Annotated in this window: 13 protein-coding genes; 6 read left to right on the top strand and 7 right to left on the bottom strand. The window is 60.8% G+C overall.

What is annotated here, in order from left to right:
• Nucleotides 1-234: 234 nt before the first annotated feature.
• From ftsZ to ACR0AZ_RS11835, 5 genes are all read left to right on the top strand, one after another.
• Nucleotides 235-1,836 carry a cell division protein FtsZ gene (gene ftsZ, locus ACR0AZ_RS11855; protein ID WP_480470358.1) on the top strand — a complete coding sequence of 534 codons (1,602 nt, stop codon included), beginning with the start codon at nt 235-237 and terminating at the stop codon, nt 1,834-1,836.
• 214 nt (nt 1,837-2,050) lie between these two features.
• Nucleotides 2,051-2,971 (top strand): UDP-3-O-acyl-N-acetylglucosamine deacetylase, encoded by a 921-nt coding sequence (lpxC, locus tag ACR0AZ_RS11850; RefSeq protein ID WP_480470357.1) that lies wholly within the window; start codon nt 2,051-2,053, stop codon nt 2,969-2,971.
• 127 nt (nt 2,972-3,098) lie between these two features.
• Nucleotides 3,099-3,959 (top strand): outer membrane protein assembly factor BamD, encoded by an 861-nt coding sequence (locus ACR0AZ_RS11845; RefSeq protein WP_480470356.1) that lies wholly within the window; start codon nt 3,099-3,101, stop codon nt 3,957-3,959.
• 36 nt (nt 3,960-3,995) lie between these two features.
• The gene (gene recN / locus ACR0AZ_RS11840) at nt 3,996-5,645 is read left to right on the top strand and encodes a DNA repair protein RecN (RefSeq protein ID WP_480667520.1); all 1,650 of its coding nucleotides are present in this window, start codon (nt 3,996-3,998) and stop codon (nt 5,643-5,645) included.
• Between the two features lie 93 nt (nt 5,646-5,738).
• Entirely contained in the window at nt 5,739-7,424 is a 1,686-nt protein-coding gene (locus tag ACR0AZ_RS11835) for a chloride channel protein (protein WP_480667519.1), read from the top strand.
• On the opposite strand, the gene ACR0AZ_RS11830 is transcribed toward ACR0AZ_RS11835, so the two are convergent.
• The 7 genes from ACR0AZ_RS11830 to pepN all read right to left on the bottom strand — a co-directional run bounded on the left by ACR0AZ_RS11830 (nt 7,425) and on the right by pepN (nt 16,802).
• A complete protein-coding gene (locus ACR0AZ_RS11830; RefSeq protein WP_480658277.1) occupies nt 7,425-8,798 on the bottom strand; it encodes a DUF3179 domain-containing protein in 1,374 nt (457 codons plus the stop codon).
• A gap of 114 nt (nt 8,799-8,912) precedes the next feature.
• On the bottom strand, nt 8,913-9,344 hold the full coding sequence (locus ACR0AZ_RS11825; protein WP_480470352.1) for a DUF4177 domain-containing protein: 432 nt from the start codon (nt 9,342-9,344) through the stop codon (nt 8,913-8,915).
• A 111-nt stretch (nt 9,345-9,455) separates the two neighbouring features.
• The gene (gene pepT / locus ACR0AZ_RS11820; protein ID WP_480667518.1) at nt 9,456-10,694 is read right to left on the bottom strand and encodes a peptidase T; all 1,239 of its coding nucleotides are present in this window, start codon (nt 10,692-10,694) and stop codon (nt 9,456-9,458) included.
• A gap of 154 nt (nt 10,695-10,848) precedes the next feature.
• Nucleotides 10,849-12,360, bottom strand: coding sequence for an Asp-tRNA(Asn)/Glu-tRNA(Gln) amidotransferase subunit GatB (gene gatB, locus ACR0AZ_RS11815; protein ID WP_480667517.1), 1,512 nt, complete (start codon nt 12,358-12,360; stop codon nt 10,849-10,851).
• A 77-nt stretch (nt 12,361-12,437) separates the two neighbouring features.
• Complete coding sequence (locus ACR0AZ_RS11810) at nt 12,438-13,631, bottom strand: hypothetical protein (protein ID WP_480667516.1); 1,194 nt, start codon at nt 13,629-13,631, stop codon at nt 12,438-12,440.
• Between the two features lie 193 nt (nt 13,632-13,824).
• Complete coding sequence (locus ACR0AZ_RS11805; protein WP_480667515.1) at nt 13,825-14,253, bottom strand: hypothetical protein; 429 nt, start codon at nt 14,251-14,253, stop codon at nt 13,825-13,827.
• Nucleotides 14,250-16,802 (bottom strand): aminopeptidase N, encoded by a 2,553-nt coding sequence (gene pepN / locus ACR0AZ_RS11800; protein WP_480667514.1) that lies wholly within the window; start codon nt 16,800-16,802, stop codon nt 14,250-14,252. Before pepN ends, ACR0AZ_RS11805 begins: the two co-directional genes overlap by 4 nt.
• Before the next feature lie 206 nt (nt 16,803-17,008).
• On the opposite strand from pepN, the gene ACR0AZ_RS11795 reads away from it, so the two are divergent.
• On the top strand, nt 17,009-19,144 hold the full coding sequence (locus tag ACR0AZ_RS11795) for a malate synthase G (RefSeq protein ID WP_480667513.1): 2,136 nt from the start codon (nt 17,009-17,011) through the stop codon (nt 19,142-19,144).
• Nucleotides 19,145-19,159: the final 15 nt, after the last annotated feature.

The following is a 19,159-nucleotide window of genomic DNA, read 5'->3' as shown; positions in this document are numbered from 1 at the left end:
TTCGCACCCCCGCAGGGCGGGTGGGGTTTTTCCGTGTGTAGTGGTGCATGAGCCTTTCGCCGCAACATGTCGCGGTAACAGCGAAATGCCGTTGTTCGATGCCTTATTTCCTCCATATTTTGTGGATTCTGGCGATTTTTCTGGTGACGTTTCCGAAATGACACAGTAAAATAATCTGTGGATAGGTCAGAAAAAACCGCATTTTGCGGCAACATATAAACAGGCGGACAGAGCATGACATTGAATCTTTCGATGCCCGGGCACGACGAACTCAAGCCTCGGATTACCGTATTTGGCGTTGGCGGCGCTGGGGGCAACGCTGTCGACAACATGATCGAAAAACAGCTGGATGGCGTTGAATTTGTCGTCGCCAACACCGACGCACAGGCGCTGCAGCAAAGCCGTTCGTCGGCGCGGGTTCAGCTGGGTGTCAAGGTTACCGAAGGGCTGGGCGCAGGCGCGCGTCCGACCGTAGGGGCCGCAGCTGCCGAAGAAAGTATCGAACAGATCGTCGATCATCTGGCGGGCGCGCATATGTGCTTTATCACCGCCGGTATGGGCGGTGGCACCGGCACCGGGGCGGCTCCGATCATCGCGCAGGCGGCGCGGGAACTGGGCGTGCTGACCGTTGGTGTTGTCACCAAGCCTTTCCAGTTTGAAGGCGCCAAGCGCATGCGTCAGGCCGAAGACGGCGTGGATGCCCTGCAAAAGGTCGTCGACACGTTGATCATCATCCCGAACCAGAACCTGTTCCGTCTGGCCAATGAAAAGACCACGTTCACCGAGGCCTTCTCGATGGCCGACGACGTTCTGTATCAGGGCGTCAAGGGCGTGACGGACCTGATGGTGCGTCCGGGCCTGATCAACCTCGACTTCGCGGACGTTCGTGCCGTGATGGACGAGATGGGCAAGGCTATGATGGGCACCGGAGAAGCAACCGGCGAAGACCGCGCCATTCAGGCGGCTGAGAAGGCCATCGCCAACCCGCTGCTGGACGAAATCAGTCTCAAGGGTGCCAAGGGTGTGCTGATCAACATCACCGGTGCACACGACCTGACCCTGTTTGAACTGGACGAAGCCGCCAACCGCATCCGCGAGGAAGTGGACCCCGAGGCGAACATCATCGTCGGCTCGACCCTCGACACTGAGATGGAAGGCGGAATGCGCGTTTCGGTCGTTGCCACCGGTATCGACGCCAGCGAGAAAACCGACGATGTGCCGGTCGCGCGCCGCTCGATGTCGGCACCGCTGACCCGGACGGTATCCGCGGAAGAGCCCGCACAGGAACACGTAGCCGCGGATGAGGCCCCCGCCGCAGAGGATGCAAACATCGCCCCCACGCTGTTTGAATCGATCGAAGATGTTGAGCTGAACGAAGGCTGGCATGAAGAACAACCCGCCGCGCAAGAGGATGACGGCCTGCCGCCGCCAGCCTACCAGCCGCAGGTGGCGCAGTTCGAGCCCCAGCCCGAGCCGGAAGACATCGCAGACTCCTATGCCGCCCCGCGTGCCCAGACCCCCGGCACCCCGTCGCCCGAGGCGATGCAGCGGTTGCAGGCAGCTGTGCAGAAGGTCCCGCAGAACCGTCTGCGGCAGGCCGAAGCACCGCGCGAAGCGGCCCCCGAGCCGCAGCAATCGGCCGAGGAGCGCCCCCGTTTCGGGTTCAATCGTCTGATCGACCGGATGACCGGCCACGCCGCCGATACACCGGCCCAACCCGTACGCCAACAGCCCTCAATGCGGGCAACTGACGCAACGGCACCGGCCCGCGAAGAGGCTGACCCAGAGCAGGATCGCATCGAAATTCCGGCCTTCCTGCGCCGTCAGGCCAACTGATCGCGGTAACAAAATCGTTGGAAAGGGTCGCCATTTGGCGGCCCTTTTCTTTTTAATTACAGGGTTTTGACAGGGGCTAAGCAGGGTTTTGCCGATCTGTCACAATCATGTTTCAATCGGTTGCAAAGAGTGAGTTGAGCCTTAGCGCCCGCTTCCTTAGTTGGGGGTTCAACACAGCCGACCCTAGGCTGGACACCACGCGCTGAGGTTCATTTTGCAACATACGCTCAAATCTTCGGTCACGTTTACAGGCGTCGGCCTGCATGGCGGCAAGCCTGCAACGATGGTCCTGAAGCCAGCCGCAGCCGGTCACGGCATCTGGTTCAAGCGCACCGATATCGAATTGGGCAATGCACTGATCCCGGCGATCTATGACGTGGTCGAGCGCACACCGCTCTGCACCCGTCTGGTGAATGACGCAGGCGTATCCGTTTCAACCATCGAACACATCATGGCTGCGCTGGCCGGATGCGGTATCCACAACGCACTGATCGAGATCGACGGCCCCGAAGTTCCGATCATGGATGGCTCGTCCGTTGAATTCGTGCGCGGCATCATGGCCAAAGGCGTGCGCCGTCAGGCCAGCCCGGTTCTGGCTTATGAAGTGCTCAAGCCGATCACCGTTTCGCGCGAAGGCGCAAGCGCGTCGATTGCCCCGGCCGAAGGGCTCGAGATCGAATTCCACATCGATTTCGAAGACGACGCCATTGGCAGCCAGACCAAGGTTCTGGACATGCGCAACGGATCTTTCGCCCGCGAACTCTGCGACAGCCGCACTTTCTGCCGCCGCACCGATGTCGAGGCGATGCGCGAAAACGGGCTCGCCTTGGGCGGTACGCTGGAAAACGCCGTGGTCGTGCAGGGCGACGAAGTGCTGACACCCGGTGGCTTCCGCCACGCGGACGAAGCCGTACGCCACAAGATGCTGGACGCTCTGGGCGATCTCTATCTGGCAGGCGGTCCGATTCTGGGACGGTTCACCGGTGAAAAGTCGGGCCATTCCATGACCAACACCCTGCTGCGCAAGCTGTTCGAAACACCCGGCGCGGTGCGTCCGGTGCTGTGCACCCCGGAACAGGCTGCGCGTCTGCCCGGTCAGGGCCTCGTCCGCAGCGAAATTCCTCAGGTGGCGTAAGCCGATCAACTCTGGCGACAATTGCGTCACGAGGGTGCATAAGGCGTTTTGCCCCGGAATTTTATGTGCTAGACCGAGGTCCGATCAGGGACAAATCCCGCTAAGTAAGACGACAAGGATGGGCGGAATGGTTGGCACCAAGGCGGCAGTCAGAATCGCAGGCGCGCTTCTCGTGGCAGCAGTTTTGACCGCGTGCGGCGACAATGGCCTGTTCGGCAGCCGCGGCGCAGACCGTAATCAGAACCTCGAAGGGTATACGCCCGAACAGATTTTCACCCGCGGCGAATACGAACTGTCGCAGAATCGCTCGGATGATGCGGCGTGGTATTTCTCGGAAGTCGAACGCCTGTACCCCTATTCTGACTGGGCCAAGCGCGCACTGATCATGCAGGCGTTTTCGTTCCACTCCGACAAGAACTATGCCGAAAGCCGTGCCGCCGCCCAGCGGTATATCGATTTCTATCCGACCGACGAAGACGCGGCCTATGCGCAGTATCTTCTGGCGCTCAGCTATTATGACCAGATCGACGAAGTGGGTCGCGACCAGGGCCTGACCTTTCAGGCGCTGCAATCCCTGCGCACGGTGATTGAGGTCTATCCCGACAGCGAATACGCCACCTCGGCGATCCTGAAATTCGACCTGGCCTTCGACCATCTGGCCGGCAAGGAAATGGAGATCGGGCGCTATTATCTGCGTCAGGATCACTTCACTGCCGCCATCAACCGCTTCCGCGTTGTGGTCGAGGATTTCCAGACCACATCCCACACCGCCGAAGCGCTCTATCGCCTGATCGAGGCTTATCTGGCGCTGGGTCTAGTGGATGAGGCGCAATCCGCCGGTGCGATTCTGGGTTACAACTACCAGTCCTCGGAATGGTACGAAGCAGGGTACGCGCTGCTGACCTCGCGTGGGCTTGACCTCAAGAGCCGTGGCAACAACTGGCTCAGCCAGATCTATCGCCAGACCATCAAGGGTGAGTGGTTGTAACGGCCATGGCTACAGGCGTGGGATGCTAAAGACCCGATGCTGCGCGCCCTTGATATCCGCGACATGCTGATCATCGACCGGTTGGAACTGACCTTCCAGCCGGGTCTGAACGCATTGACCGGTGAAACCGGCGCGGGCAAATCGATCCTGCTGGATTCTCTGGGCTTCGTGCTGGGCTGGCGCGGACGCGCCGAACTGGTCCGTCAGGGCGCGGCGCAGGGCGAGGTTGTGGCCGAATTTGAACTGCCCGATGGTCACCCCGCCCATGACATATTGGCCGAGGCCGGTCTGCCCGGCGGCGAGGAGCTGATCCTGCGCCGCGTCAACACGGCTGAGGGGCGCAAGACCGCCTGGGTCAACGATCGCCGCTGCTCGGGCGAGGTGCTGCGTGCCTTATCGGAAACCCTGATCGAGCTGCATGGACAACATGATGACCGGGGCCTGCTGAACCCGCGCGGCCACCGCGCGATGCTGGATGCTTATGCCGGGGCAGGGGATCGGCTTGCCGCCGTGCGCGCCGCGTGGTCCGAAATGTCTCGTGCCCGAAAGGCGCTGGCCCAGACCGAGGCCACGCTGGAGGCCATGCGCGCCGAAGAGGAATTCCTGCGCCACTCCGTGGCCGAGCTGGATCAGCTTGACCCGCAGCCGGGTGAGGATGCCGAGCTCGACGCCCGCCGCCGCATGATGCAAGGGGCCGAGCGTATCCGCGATGACGTGGCTCGCGCCTTCGCGCTGCTGGGCGGCGACGGGGCCGAGGGCGCGATGGCCGATGCCGTCCGCTGGCTCGAAGGCGTGTCGGACAGTGCAGGCGGTCAGTTGGAAGAGCCTATCGCAGCCCTAGGCCGTGCCCTGATCGAGCTGGGTGAGGCGCAGGACGGTGTGAATACCTGCCTGCAGGCGCTCGACTTTAACCCGGCGGAGCTGGAACAGACCGAAGAACGCCTGTTCGCCATCCGCGCGCTGGCGCGCAAACATGACGTGGCCGCGGATGATCTGGGGACCTTCGCCGACACGCTGCGCGACCGGCTGAACCGGCTCGATGCGGGCGATGCCGACCTCAGCGACAAGCGCGCGGCCGTGACCGAGGCGCAAGCAGCTTATGACGCTGCCGCCAACGCGCTCAGCGAAGCGCGCAATAAGGCGGCTCAGGCGCTGGACAGCGCCGTAATGGCGGAACTCGCGCCGCTGAAAATGGAACGCGCCGTGTTCCGGACCGAAATCACCGCGACCGATCCCGGCCCCGAAGGTACCGACGCGGTCGCCTTCACCGTAGCCACCAATCCCGGCGCGCCGTCTGGCCCGCTGAACAAGATCGCCTCGGGCGGTGAACTCAGCCGTTTCCTGCTGGCGCTCAAGGTTTGCCTGACCGGAGATGACAGCGCCCGCACCATGATCTTTGACGAGATCGACCGCGGCGTTGGCGGCGCCACAGCCGATGCAGTTGGCCGCCGTCTGGCGTCATTGGCGCAGGGGGGGCAGGTTCTGGTGGTGACGCACTCACCGCAGGTTGCCGCCCGCGCGGCGCATCACTGGCGGGTGCAGAAACAGGTGACAGGGGATCAGACGCTCTCGACCGTGATCCCGCTGGCTGAGCCCGACCGGGTGGATGAAATCGCCCGCATGGTCGCAGGCGACACCATCACGGACGAGGCGCGCGCCGCCGCCCGTGCCCTGTTGGATGCATAACGCGCATTCTGTGAACATCTTGTCGTGAACCGACTTTTCTCAGGCCCCCGAGTGGCTTACTAAGGGTCAGGCGACCACGCTAACCGAGGGCCAATGACCCAATCGACCCGCACCGTGCTGCGCAATCAGCTCAACCAGGCCCTCTCGGCGCTGCGGGATGCATGGCGGGTGATGCGCCACCGTGGCCCCAGCCAGATACAATTCTGGTTCATCGCCCTGATTATCGGCGTCGCCGCAGGCTTCATGGCGCTTGGGTTCCGCATGGCCATCGCCGCGTTGCAGGCCTATCTCTACAACACCGACGATATCCTGTACCTCCACAGCCATGCCGAAAAGCTGCACTGGCTCTGGATCTTCCTTACCCCTGTGGTCGGCGGGTTGGTCGTCGGGATCATCCTGAACAGGTACACTGATGATGGCCGCGTGCGTTCGGTCGCCGATGTGATCGAAGGCTCTGCCATCAGCGATGGTCGGGTCGAGAAAAAGGCCGGTATTGCGTCCTTCATCGCCTCGCTGATCACGCTCAGCTCCGGCGGGTCCACGGGGCGGGAAGGGCCGGTTGTGCACATGGCTGGCGTCATTTCGACCTGGGTTAGCGACCGTATCCACGCCGACGGCATCACCGGGCGTGACCTGCTCGGCTGCGCCGTGGCCGCTGCCGTCTCGGCCAGCTTCAACGCCCCCATCGCCGGGGCCTTGTTCGCGCTTGAGGTGGTTTTGCGCCATTTCGCCGTGCACGCTTTTGCCCCCATCGTCATCGCCTCGGTCGCGGGCACGGTGATCAACCGGCTGGCCTATGGCGACGTGACCGAATTCACGCTTGAAACCCCCGGCTCACTGCAATTCTACGTCGAACTGCCCGCCTTCCTGATCCTTGGCCTGATCTGCGGGCTGGTGGCGCTGGTGCTGATGCGCTCGATCTTCTTTGCCGAGGATATCGGCACCCATATCCAGAACCGCCTGTCCCTGCCACGCTGGCTGCGCCCCGGTGTTTCGGGCGCGATGCTGGGCCTGCTTGCGGTCTGGTTCCCGCATATCATCGGCGTCGGCTATGAGACTACGATCCGTGCCCTGACCGGAGACCTTGTGCTGACAACTGCCATCCTGTTCGCCATCATCAAGACCGCCGCTGTGGCGATCACCATGGGCGGTCGCATGGGTGGTGGCGTGTTTTCACCCTCGCTGATGATCGGGGCGCTCACCGGTCTGGCCTTCGGCCTGATCGCCACCGGCCTGCTGCCGGATGTGTCGGGCACCCATACGCTCTATGCCTTTGCCGGGATGGGGGCCGTGGCGGCTGCCGTTCTGGGTGCGCCGATTTCGACCACGCTCATCGTATTTGAACTGACCGGAGATTGGCAGATCGGCCTCGCCGTGATGGTCTCGGTCTCGATGTCCACCGCGCTGGCCTCACGCCTTGTCGACCGGTCGTTTTTCCTGACCCAGCTCGAACGCCGCAATGTGCATCTGGCCGCCGGGCCGCAAGCCTATCTGCTGGCCATGCTGCGCGCGGGCGCGGTGATGCGGCCCATCGGCGATCCGCGTTCGATCACCAAAGAAGAAGCGCAGGCGCTGATCGAACAGGGCCTCTGCGTCAAGGCCAGCGCCACGCTAGAGGCCGCGATGCCCTATTTCGACCGCGATGACATCCCCTGTATCCCGGTGGTGATCATCGACAAGGATGGCTGTGAAAACCCGGTCGGCGCGCTGTACCACGTCGACGCACTCAAGGCCTATAACCGTGCGCTGGCCGCGACCGCGGCCGAGGAACATTCCTGATCAGCGCCCGTAAACGCTGGCTACGTCGCCCAGATAATTATCCCAGGCAAACCAGTACGAGATATGCCCGGCCACACGCGGCAACTCTGCGCCATCCGGGGCAACCAGCGCCTCTTCGGTGACCCGCCAAGCGTTGCCAGCCTCGTCCAGTAACCCGCCATCGGTTGTTGCGCGGAACTGATGCGATCCGCGCTCATAGGCTCGCACGCTACGCTTGTCCGGGTCGCCCATCAGCATTAACGCCCGCCCGCCAATCGCGTCATTGATCACCGGCTTGCCCTTGAATGCCTGCAGCGGCCATGCCCGTGCCGCCCCGAACTGACGCACCGCAAACACGTAATCCTTCTGCCGATGCTGCCTTTGATCCACCAGCGCCGGGAACATCAAATCGGGTGAGGCGAAATACTCGCGATATACCACACCTGAGCCATAGTTGCGCCGATGCCCGGTGCTGAGCGACAGCACCTGCGTATCCGGATGCGACGCCTTCCAGCTGTCCCAGCGGGTGATCACCACCGGACGCTGCTTCAACTCGATCCCGCTGTTGACCAGCGGTCCGACCACCGGCTTGCCCGTGTATTGGTTCCACAGCGAATGCGTCTCGCGGTCGAACATCAGCTTGTTCGAGCGATACAGGAACCCCGACGAGCCAAAGACAAACGGCTTGCGCCGCCCTTCGAGCTGCGTTTCGAACAAAATCCCCGACCCGCAGAGCGTGCAATAGGCCAATGCGACCGGAACTCCTCCGATCACCTCATTGAACATCTCGTGCCAACCCATGATCCGCAGCGGATAAGCGCGCGCATCGCCATTGATCGAGACACCAAAGACCAGATCGTCGTCTTTCATGTAGTCCGCCCGCGCCGCGGGGATCAGCTTGGGATTGTCCAGCGACGGGATGCCGTCCTTGACCACACCGCCCCACGTGATTTCTTCCAGCCGGATCTTCATCTTGTCGCGCTGCAGGTATTCAGGCCGCAGGAACAGGTCAAAGTTCTCGTCGATCCCCAGCAGCACTTCGCGCTTGAACGGCGCCAATGAGGCATGCGGTACGATCTGGGGATTCTTCTCCTGCCACAGCATCCACCCGAACCAATCGGTGCCGAGCGTTTCCCCGGTCAGCGCCTCCATCACTTCGGCAATATCGACCTCGCGCCGTCGCCCGAACCGCATCGCAGTCAGCAGGGCGGGCACGACATCCGGATTGCCACGGTCCCTGAGAAAGGCCATCCCAGCCTCAAAATCTGTGCGTCCGGCATAGAGCGTGGACCGCACCGCCTCCAGCACCGGATCTTCCTGCTGCGCCCAGAGCTCCGAGGGCGCGACGGCACCGGCCCCCAACAAAGCGGTGAAACTGCGACGTGTGATCGACATGGCATCCTCCGATTGGCTGCAACCCCAATCTGCCCGCAATCGCGCTCACATACACGAAACACCCGCGTGAGCAGGGTGTAATATCAAATCCTGGTTTCGAAGGATTGCTCCGCGTCAGGCCTTGTCTTTAACCTCGTCCTCCGCGACGGGCTCGATCTCTTCCGACGCTTTCAGCGTCAGCGGCGGGTCCTGCGGCTCTTCCGGGATTGGGGCCGGGGCGGCAGGTGGCGTGGTCAGAACCTCATCAGGGCCGGGAACCGCACGCGGCGTGACGGTGCTGTCCTCAGGCTCAGGCTGCGCCGCGTTTTCAACGGCAACCGCCCGACGAAACACCAGCACATTGCGCCAGTTGGTGGTCGATCCGGTCAGCCCCGAGCGTTCTTCGCTAGGCAGCAACTCGGCGCGCTGATACTCCCAGCCATCCTGTCCCAACTGGTTCAGCAATTGCTCGATCGAGGTGGCAAACCGGCCTTCGGGCGTCTTCACGCCTTTCGCCTTGGTGCCCTTTTGCGGAGCGGGGACAACTTTGTATTCGTAGCGCTGCATCAACTGGTCCTGATTGCCGTGTCGGGGCAAGTTAACATTTTGACAGACGGGTGAAAGCCAAGATCACGCCCAGGTGAAATTTGTGGGCGAATTTCGGCCCGCACTGTGGCTTTAGCCCCGCGCTGCCTTGCCGACCAGCGACAGGCACAGCTCGGTCGCGACCGCCATATCCTGAACCGAGATCCACTCCAGCGGGCCGTGAATGCATTGCATTCCGGTGAAGATATTGGGGCAGGGCGTCCCGAATTCGGTTAACCGAGAGCCATCAGTGCCACCCCGGATCGGCACGGAAACCGGCTCGATCCCCTGTTCCCGACACGCCTCACGCGCCAGATCGACCGGAGTCATGTCCTTTTCCAGCCAATAACGCATGTTGCGGTACTGGTGGGAGATGTCGCAGGTGATGGTCGCGCGCGGCTCAGTCGCCTGTACGGTAGCGCAGACCTGTCGCACCAGATCGCCCTGCGCCTCCAGCGCGTCCATTTCGAAATCGCGCAGGATCAGCTTGATCTCCATCTCGGACGAGCCGCCATTCATGTCGGTGACATGGATGAAGCCCTGACGTCCGTCAGTGACTTCGGGCGTCATCGTCGCCTGCGGCAGGGTCTGCACGATCTTCGCCGCCAGATGCGCCGCATTCACCATCTTGTCTTTGGCCAGACCCGGATGGATCGACACGCCGGTGATCTTGATCACCGCGCGGTCGGCCGAGAAGCTTTCGTATTCGATCTCCCCCAGTTCCTGACCGTCCAGCGTATAGGCGAAATCGGCGTTCATATCCTTCGGCAGTTGTTCGGTAACACCGCGCCCGATCTCTTCATCCGGGGTAAAGGCGATGCGAATCGGGCCGTGGGGCACATCCTTGTTCTCCAGCAGATGCCGCGCCAGCGTCATCAGGATCGAGACACCGGCCTTGTCATCCGCTCCCAACAGTGTGGTGCCCGACGCGGTGATCAGATCATGCCCGATCTTCTCGGCCAGATAGGGGTGCTCTTCCGGCGACAACACCAGATCAGGATCATCGGGGAAGGTGATTTCACCGCCATTGTACCCCTTGATCACCCGCGGTTTGACACCGATCGCGTTGAACTGAGGTGCGGTGTCCACATGTGCCAGAAACCCGATGGTCGGCCCCTCAGCCGTGCCGGGAATCGTCGCCATGACCACGCTGTCGCCAGTCATCTGCACGTCCTGCGCACCGATTTCGGTCAACTCCTGCTGCAGCAGGTTCAGCATGTCGAACTGGATTTCGGTGCTGGGGGTCGAGGGCGAGGTCTCATCGCTCTGACTGTCGATGGCGGCATAGCGCACCAGCCGGGTTTCCAGTTCCTGATCGAAACGATTTTTCATGACTGCTCACCTCTCTGACTTGGCGAGATGAGAATGCGCATTCGGGCGAGGAGTCAAGCCGATGGCTTGACCCTTTTTCAGGTGCCAGAAATTTACTTTTCGTTATGTACAAGTCGAACAAACCCCTGTCTGGGGTTTGTACAACTCGGAAGATTTACGAACCCAGCTTCTTGCTGACCAATTCGTTAACGGCCTTCGGATTGGCCTTGCCGCCGGTCGCCTTCATCACCTGACCGACGAACCAACCCGCCAGTTTCGGGTTCACCTTGGCCTTCTCGACCTGCGCCGGATTGGCGGCGATGATCTCGTCCAACGCGGCCTCGATGGCGCCGGTATCGGTCACTTGTTTCATGCCGCGCTCTTCAACGATCTGCGCCGGGTCACCGCCTTCGGTATAGACAATCTCGAACAGGTCCTTGGCGATCTTGCCCGAGATTGCATCCGACGAAATCAGATCAATGATACCCGCCAACTGAGCGGGAGACACCGGAGACTCGGTGATGTCGTGGTCTTCTTTTTTCAGGCGGCCAAACAGCTCATTGATCACCCAGTTCGCGGCCAGCTTGCCGCTGCGACCCTTGGCGACTTCTTCGAAATACCCAGCCGATTCCACCTCCGCGGTCAGCACTGAGGCGTCATAGTCAGTCAGCCCGAACTCACTGATAAAGCGTGCCTTTTTGTCGTCAGGTAGTTCCGGCAGCTTGGCGGCGATGTCATCGACCCATGCCTGCTCGATCTCCAGCGGCAGCAGATCGGGGTCAGGGAAGTAGCGATAGTCATGCGCTTCTTCTTTCGACCGCATCGAGCGTGTCTCGCCCTTGTCCGGATCATACAGACGGGTTTCCTGATCGACGGTGCCGCCACCTTCAACGATGGCGATCTGACGACGGGCCTCGACCTCAATCGCTTGCTGGATAAAGCGCATCGAGTTCATGTTCTTGATCTCGCAGCGGGTGCCCAGATGCGAAAAGTCCTGTGTTTCCTGATACTTCTCATAGGCACCCGGCAAACAGATCGAGACGTTCACGTCCGCCCGCAGGTTGCCGTTCTGCATGTTGCCGTCGCAGGTGCCCAGATACCGCATGATCTGGCGCAGCTTGGCAATGTATGCAGCGGCCTCTTCAGGCCCGCGAATATCAGGGCGCGAAACGATCTCCATCAGGCAGACACCGGTCCGGTTCAGGTCGACAAAGGACATATGCGGGTCCATGTCGTGGATGGATTTGCCCGCGTCCTGTTCCATGTGGATACGCTCGATCCGAACCATGCGTGCGGTGCCGTCGCCCATCTCGACCAGAACCTCGCCTTCGCCCACAATAGGCTGATAAAGCTGGGAAATCTGGTAGCCTTGCGGCAGGTCAGGGTAGAAATAGTTCTTGCGGTCAAAGGCCGATTTCAGGTTGATATCCGCCTTCAAACCCAGCCCGGTGCGCACGGCTTGCTCAACGCAGTATTCGTTGATCACCGGCAGCATGCCGGGCATCGCCGCATCCACGAAAGCCACGTTCGCGTTCGGCTCGGCCCCGAATTGGGTCGACGCACCCGAGAACAGCTTGGCATTGGATGAGACCTGAGCGTGCACCTCCATCCCGATCACCAGTTCCCAATCGTGCTTGGCCCCGGCAATGGTTTTGGGTTTGGGCATTTCGTATGTCAGGTCGAGCATGGCGCGCCTCATTTCCGCAGAAGTCTAAGCCTGCGTATTAGGCCCGGCGCGCCAAAGGGGCAAGGGGCAATGGCGCTTTAGCTCTCTGAGAATTGCAGACCTGTTGGTGTGAAGGTGACGCTCTGCCCGTTGCGCAACTCGTCCCGCAGCAGATTGGCGATGGCTTTCAGCGCGTCGCGGCGGCCACGGGCGGCAAACCGCTCAGCCGAGTTAACACACAGGCTGTTATTGAACCCGTTCGCCGCATGGGCCCAGATCAGCGGATGCAGCTCGGTCAGGTGATCGCGGATCAGCCAGTTCGCGGCCTCGCAGATCTGTTTGCGGGCGATATCGGCCTGCGGGTTCTGGCCCATGCCTTTCTGCAACGTGATTGAGCAATAAGCGGCCAGCAGGTTGATCGTCTCCTGATCCGGACGGCGCGCAACAATATCGCGCAGACCTTCGAGGAAATACTCGACATCGACACGCGCGCAGGCCTCGTCATCCAGCGCGATTGCATCGAACTGAGCCCAGGTATAGCCGCCTGCGCCCCAAATTTTCTGAGTGCGCGCGGCATTGCGCAAGGCCTGAACCTCAAGCTGCGCATAGCTGCCGAACCAGCGTGGCAGCAGATGATTACCCATCGCGCGCATATGGCGGTGGTTCTGCGGGTCCAGTGTGATCAGCGCTTCATACTTGTCAGCCACGCGGGTGCGGGGGTCAATGTGTCCGGCCAGCAAGGCGCAGTCCGCAGCAGCGATTGCCGGGCTATCGGGCAGAGCCTCGCGGCATTGCGGCAGCAGGGCGGCGGCGCGGTCGAAATGCGCCGCGCAGCGCGATTGGTGCAGCGCCGGCAGGGCCTCGGGATGCGCCGTCCCGCGCCATGCCCAGGCCAGATCGATATGAGCCAGCGCCACGACCAGTGGAATCATTGGATCATCGGGGTAGTTCTGAATTTCACCTTCCAGCTCAGAGATTCCGCCCAACAGATCATAATCCGACAGTGCTTTGCCGTCAGACAAGGCGTGCTCGGCTGCCAACACCACATCCGAGCGCGCACCAAATGCCAGCAGATCCGTGATCGGCTGTCCGCAGGGTGTGGCTTTGCGCTCGGCATCCGCTTCGCGCATCTCTTGCGACAACTCGGCCCACATATCCTGTCGCGCAAGATAGCGGCCACGCTCGATCACCTGATGCGCGATCACATCATTGGCATTCGGTTCTGCGATGGGAATATTCAGTTGCCCCGAGGCGACAAGCCATGCGGTGGCATCGGCGACTGACGCAGGCAAAGGCGTTGGGGTGGGGGTAGAAGAACCTAATATACGGGCGAAAACTGCCCTGACAGACCAAAACATGGCGAAACTCGAACTGGAACAAACATTTAACACTCTCAGTTTTGCCAAAAATTAAGCGCAAATCAAGGAAACAAAGCGGTGATATGGAGATTCGGTAATCAATCCCGGTCGAGGCGGCGGTATCGTTTCAAAATACTCTAAAATGATGACGTTCAACCTTAAAACCAGCACGTTGCAGGACGTCTTCGAACTGTTTGTGCGGGGGCAATGATTCATCCGGCAGGCGCAGACGTTTGTCAGATTTCAGCATTGCTGACACGCGCACCGAGAAATCCCAGCGGGTGTCGAACCGGAAATGGTCGACCTCGGACAGCAGGAGTTCACCCTGCCTCTGGCCTGTGTGCCAGCGCAGGGTGTCATCAGTCAGCTCCATTCCTGCGCTGGTATCATTGATGACATCCCACAGCGCGGGCAGGGTGGTCAGGGCCAGCAACGCCACCAGCCACCAGACCGCGTCCAACAAGATCATCAGGCCAATCAGCACGGCATAGATGCCGATCAGGATCAGAACCGTGCGATGGTTGCGGTTCTGGCGAGTGAACGTAAATACGGTCATGCGCCAAGGATGCGTGAGACCATTTCGGTCGTGTCCCGCGACAGGTCCGGCGTCTCAGAAATGCGGCTCAGCTGCGCACGCATCAGGGCCTGACGGTCCGTATCGTAGCGTTTCCAGGTCTGGAAGGCGCTGCACATCCGGGCGGTGGTCTGCGGGTTCACCGGATCAAGCCGGATCAGCCAATCCGCGAGCAGTTCATATCCCGCTCCGTCCGGCTGGTGGAAGCCCGCATGGCTGCCGGCCAGCGATCCCATCAACGCGCGGAAGCGGTTGGGGTTTTTCCAATTGAAATCAGCATGTTTGGTCAACCTGCGTGCCATCTCGACGGTTTTGTCTGGCCCGGTCATCGAGACCTGCAGGGCGAACCATTTATCCATGACCAGCCGGTCATGCTGCCACTGTTCATAGAAGGCCGCCAACTCGGCTTCACCTTTGCTGGCGCGCAGCAGGCAGGACAGCGCGGTCAGCTGGAGGGTCATGTTGTCGGCGCGCGCGTATTCCTCTGTCGCCTTGATGCCTCCATCCAGCCGTGAAGTCAGTGCCAGCGCCGCACCACCCAGCGCACGCTTTCCGGATTGCTCGGCGTCTGGTTGGTAGGGCTCATCCACCAGTGTTTCACTGTGCAGCCGTGGTAAAAGGTCTTGAACGTGTTGGGCGGTGGCCTGGCGCAAGGTCTCAACCGCGTTCCAGATCGCCGTCGGATCAGGGGTGATGCCCTTGTCGTGCAACGCTGCAGCCAGTTCCGATTGCGTTGGCAGGCCCAGCATCAACGCCCGATAGGCCGGGTCCAGTGCTTCATCGCGCAACACCGCTAGTAGGCCGTCGAGATAGTCGGCATTCGGTGTTGCCTCATCGGTGATCATGCGCAGCAGAGTGTCTTCGGCCAGCGATCGGCCTGCCTGCCAGCGGTTGAACGGATCGGTGTCATGGGCCAGCAGGAACGCACGCTCGGCATTCGAATGATCATGTTCGAGGATCACAGGGGCCGAAAAATCACGCAGGATCGAAGGCACGGGTTTGGCGGCGAGACCAGTGAAGGTAAAGCTTTGCTCGGCTTCGGTCAGTTCGAGCAACTCGGTCGCGTGCACTTCATCTCCGTTCGGGCCCAGCAGGCCCACGGCGACGGGTATGACCTGAGGCTGCTTGTCTGCCTGACCCGGCGTCGGATCGGTCCGCTGGCTGAGCGTCAGGGTATAGGTGCCCTCGGCCCAGTCCTCAGTAACCGAGACGCGTGGCGTGCCCGATTGGCTGTACCAGCGTTTGAATTGGCTCAGATCACGGCTTGTGGTGTCTTCGAACACTTTCAGCCAGTCCTCAATGGTGCAGGCCTGACCATCATGGCGCTCGAAATAGAGGTCCAGCGCCTGTGCATAGGCCTCATCCCCCACCAGACGTTTCAGCATCCCGATCACCTCGGCGCCTTTCTCATAGACGGTCGAAGTGTAGAAGTTGTTGATTTCCTGAAAACTTTCTGGCCGGACCGGGTGCGACAGCGGCCCGTTATCTTCGGGGAACTGCCGCGCGCGCAGGTCGATGGCGTCATGGATGCGCTTAACGGGGGCCGAGCGCATGTCGGACGTGAACTGCGCGTCACGGAACACGGTCAGCCCTTCTTTCAGGCACAGCTGAAACCAGTCGCGGCAGGTGATCCGGTTGCCGGTCCAGTTGTGGAAATACTCATGCGCGATGATCGCCTCGATCCGTTCGAAATTCATATCGGTCGAAGTTTCGGGGCTGGCCAGAACGGCGGAGGAGTTGAAGATGTTCAACCCCTTATTCTCCATCGCGCCCATGTTGAAATCGTCCACGGCGACGATGTTGAACACGTCCAGATCGTATTCGCGGCCATAGACGTCTTCGTCCCATTTCATCGACTTTTTCAGGGCCTCCATGCCGAACGCACATTTGCCTTCATCGCCGGGGCGGACCCAGAGGTTCAATTCGACCTCGCGACCCGACTTAGTGGTGAACTGACCTGGATGGGCGATCAGTTCCCCGGCGACCAGAGCAAACAGATAGGCGGGTTTGGGCCATGGATCGACCCATTCGGCCCAACCCTCGCCTGTGCCCGTAGGGTTGCCGTTCGACAGCAGCACGGGAAGGTCTCCGTTGATGCGCACGGTAAAAGTGGACATCACATCGGGGCGATCGGGGTAGTAGGTGATTTTTCGAAAGCCTTCGGCCTCACACTGGGTGCAATACATGCCATTGGACATATATAGCCCTTCGAGCGCGGTGTTGTTGCCGGGATCGATCTCGATCTCGGCTTCCCAGACGAAAGGTGTATCCGGAACCGTCGCGGTCAGACCTTCGGAGGTCACATCAGGCGAGATCTCGACACCATCAATCGCGGCGCGGATCAGTTTCAGGTCTTCCCCGTGCAGGAAAAAGGTCCGGTCTTTGGCATCCGGATTCGGGCTGAATGCGATGCGAGAGGTAACGCGCGTCGCATGTTGGGCGAGATCGAAGGTAAGATGCACGCTCTCCACCACATAACCGAACGGCGTGTAGTCTTTTAGGTAGATCGTGGTGGGGGCGGCGTCGCGCATCTGGAGACCTCATCGGCTAGAATTCTGGCGCGACGTTATGGTCTTCACCGCGCGGCTGCAACCGACAGGCCGCTTTCTTTGCTGGCTTGAACCAGCCTATGGCGGGACCCAAAGCCGGTAATGGCGATGCAAAAGTTGCCTATCGGAAACGAACGCCCTAATTGAAGAGCGCATACAACGGCACACAATCTGAGGGGATTCGGAACATGAGCAGTAGAGAGACCCGAAACGGGCTGCAACTCGACCCGGTTTTCGTGGACTTCATCGAACAGAGGGCGCTACCCGGAACACAGGTATCGGCTGAGCAATTCTGGTCGGGGCTTGCGCGTTTGGTCAATGAATTGGGGCCGAAGAACCGCACACTGCTTGAGAAACGCGCCGATATTCAGGGCCGGATTGATGGCTGGCACGCCGCGCGGCGAGGTTTGCCTATCGATGCTGTCGAGTATCAATCTTTTCTGCGTGAGATTGGCTATCTGGTCGATGAGGGCGGCGATTTCGAGATCGAGACCGCCAATGTCGACCCTGAAATCGCCCTGACCCCGGGTCCACAGCTGGTCGTGCCGATCACCAATGCACGCTTTGCGCTGAATGCGGCGAATGCCCGTTGGGGCAGTCTTTATGATGCGCTTTACGGAACGGATGCGCTGGGCGATTTGCCGACGGGTAAAGCCTATGACGCTGAACGCGGTGCCCGGGTCGTCGCGTGGTCCAAGGCGTTTCTGGATCAGGCCGTGCCGCTGGCTTTCGGGTCCTGGGCAGATGTGTCCGGGTTGAGCGTTCAGGACGGGGCATTGATGCCTACGTTGGCCGATGCGTCTCAGTTCGCAGGCTACGGTGGTGCGGCTGACAAGCCGGAATTCGTGCTGCTTCGCAACAACGGGTTGCACATCCAGATCAGGGTTGATGCACATAGCGCAATCGGTGCAACCGATCCCGCGGGCATTGCAGATGTACGTCTGGAATCCGCGCTCTCCACCATCATGGATTGTGAGGACTCCGTTGCCTGTGTCGACGCCTCCGACAAAGTGTTGGCCTATGGGAATTGGCTGGGCCTGATGACCGGTGATCTGACCGAAGAAGTCGCAAAGGGTGGCACAATATTTACCCGCAAGCTTGCAAAGGACATGGCTTTCACAGCGCCGGATGGAGCTTCGGCCACGCTCAAAGGGCGTTCGCTCATGCTGGTGCGCAATGTGGGTCACCTTATGACGAACCCAGCCGTTCTGGACGCTGAAGGTCGTGAGATTGGTGAGGGGCTGATGGATGCGCTATGCACCACTCTGATCGCCATGCATGACCTGCAGCGCGAGGGCGGAAACTCGGTCGAAGGATCGGTCTATGTCGTCAAACCCAAGATGCACGGCCCCGAAGAGGTCGCGTTCTCGGTCGAGATTTTCGACATGGTCGAGGACATATTGGGCCTGCCACGCAACACCGTGAAATTGGGCATCATGGATGAGGAACGTCGCACCTCGGCCAACCTCAAGGAATGTATCCGCGCGGCGAAATCGCGTGTGGCCTTTATCAACACTGGGTTCCTGGATCGCACCGGGGACGAGATCCATACCTCGATGGAGGCTGGCCCTATGCTGCCCAAGGGCGACATCAAGGATACGCCGTGGATTGCGTCTTACGAGGATCGGAACGTTGATATCGGATTGGCTTGTGGCCTGAAGGGTAAGGCGCAGATCGGTAAAGGCATGTGGGCAATGCCCGATCGGATGGAGGATATGCTGGCGGCCAAGATCGGCCACCCTCAGGCGGGCGCGACCTGTGCTTGGGTGCCGTCGCCCACCGCCGCAACCCTGCACGCAACGCATTACCACAAGATCGATGTATTGGCGCGTCAGGACGAGTTGGCCGCTGACGGTGCCCGGGGTACGCTGGATGATCTGCTGACCGTGCCGTTGCTGGGCGGGCGTAACCTCAGCGCCAATGAGATCACCCGTGAGATCGAGAACAACGCGCAGGGTATTCTCGGCTATGTGGTGCGCTGGGTTGATCAGGGCGTTGGTTGTTCGAAAGTGCCGGATATCAACGATATCGGCCTGATGGAGGATCGTGCGACCTGCCGGATTTCGTCACAGGCGCTGGCCAACTGGCTGCATCACGATCTGATCAGTCAGGAACAGGTGATGGCGGCGATGCAGAAAATGGCCGCTGTGGTCGATCGACAGAATGAGGGCGACCCGGCTTACCAACCTATGGCACCCGGTTTTGATGGGATCGCCTTTCAGGCGGCCTGCGATCTGGTGTTCCGCGGGCGGGTGCAGCCTTCGGGCTATACGGAACCGGTATTGCATGCGCGTCGGCTGGAACTGAAGGCCAGCCACGGCTAAGACATCTTGCAGCGG

It is taken from the genome of Ruegeria sp. BE3 (assembly GCF_056538865.1).
Note: the sequence above shows the minus strand (reverse complement) of the source record. Positions and strands in the feature narration are given on the sequence as shown.

Coding starts and splice junctions, on each gene's coding strand:
- ftsZ (WP_480470358.1), top strand. CDS start 235: ATGACATTGAATCTTTCGATGCCCGGGCACGACGAACTCAAGCCTCGG.
- ACR0AZ_RS11845 (WP_480470356.1), top strand. CDS start 3,099: ATGGTTGGCACCAAGGCGGCAGTCAGAATCGCAGGCGCGCTTCTCGTG.
- recN (WP_480667520.1), top strand. CDS start 3,996: ATGCTGCGCGCCCTTGATATCCGCGACATGCTGATCATCGACCGGTTG.
- ACR0AZ_RS11835 (WP_480667519.1), top strand. CDS start 5,739: ATGACCCAATCGACCCGCACCGTGCTGCGCAATCAGCTCAACCAGGCC.
- ACR0AZ_RS11830 (WP_480658277.1), bottom strand. CDS start 8,798: ATGTCGATCACACGTCGCAGTTTCACCGCTTTGTTGGGGGCCGGTGCC.
- ACR0AZ_RS11825 (WP_480470352.1), bottom strand. CDS start 9,344: ATGCAGCGCTACGAATACAAAGTTGTCCCCGCTCCGCAAAAGGGCACC.
- pepT (WP_480667518.1), bottom strand. CDS start 10,694: ATGAAAAATCGTTTCGATCAGGAACTGGAAACCCGGCTGGTGCGCTAT.
- gatB (WP_480667517.1), bottom strand. CDS start 12,360: ATGCTCGACCTGACATACGAAATGCCCAAACCCAAAACCATTGCCGGG.
- ACR0AZ_RS11805 (WP_480667515.1), bottom strand. CDS start 14,253: ATGACCGTATTTACGTTCACTCGCCAGAACCGCAACCATCGCACGGTT.
- pepN (WP_480667514.1), bottom strand. CDS start 16,802: ATGCGCGACGCCGCCCCCACCACGATCTACCTAAAAGACTACACGCCG.
- ACR0AZ_RS11795 (WP_480667513.1), top strand. CDS start 17,009: ATGAGCAGTAGAGAGACCCGAAACGGGCTGCAACTCGACCCGGTTTTC.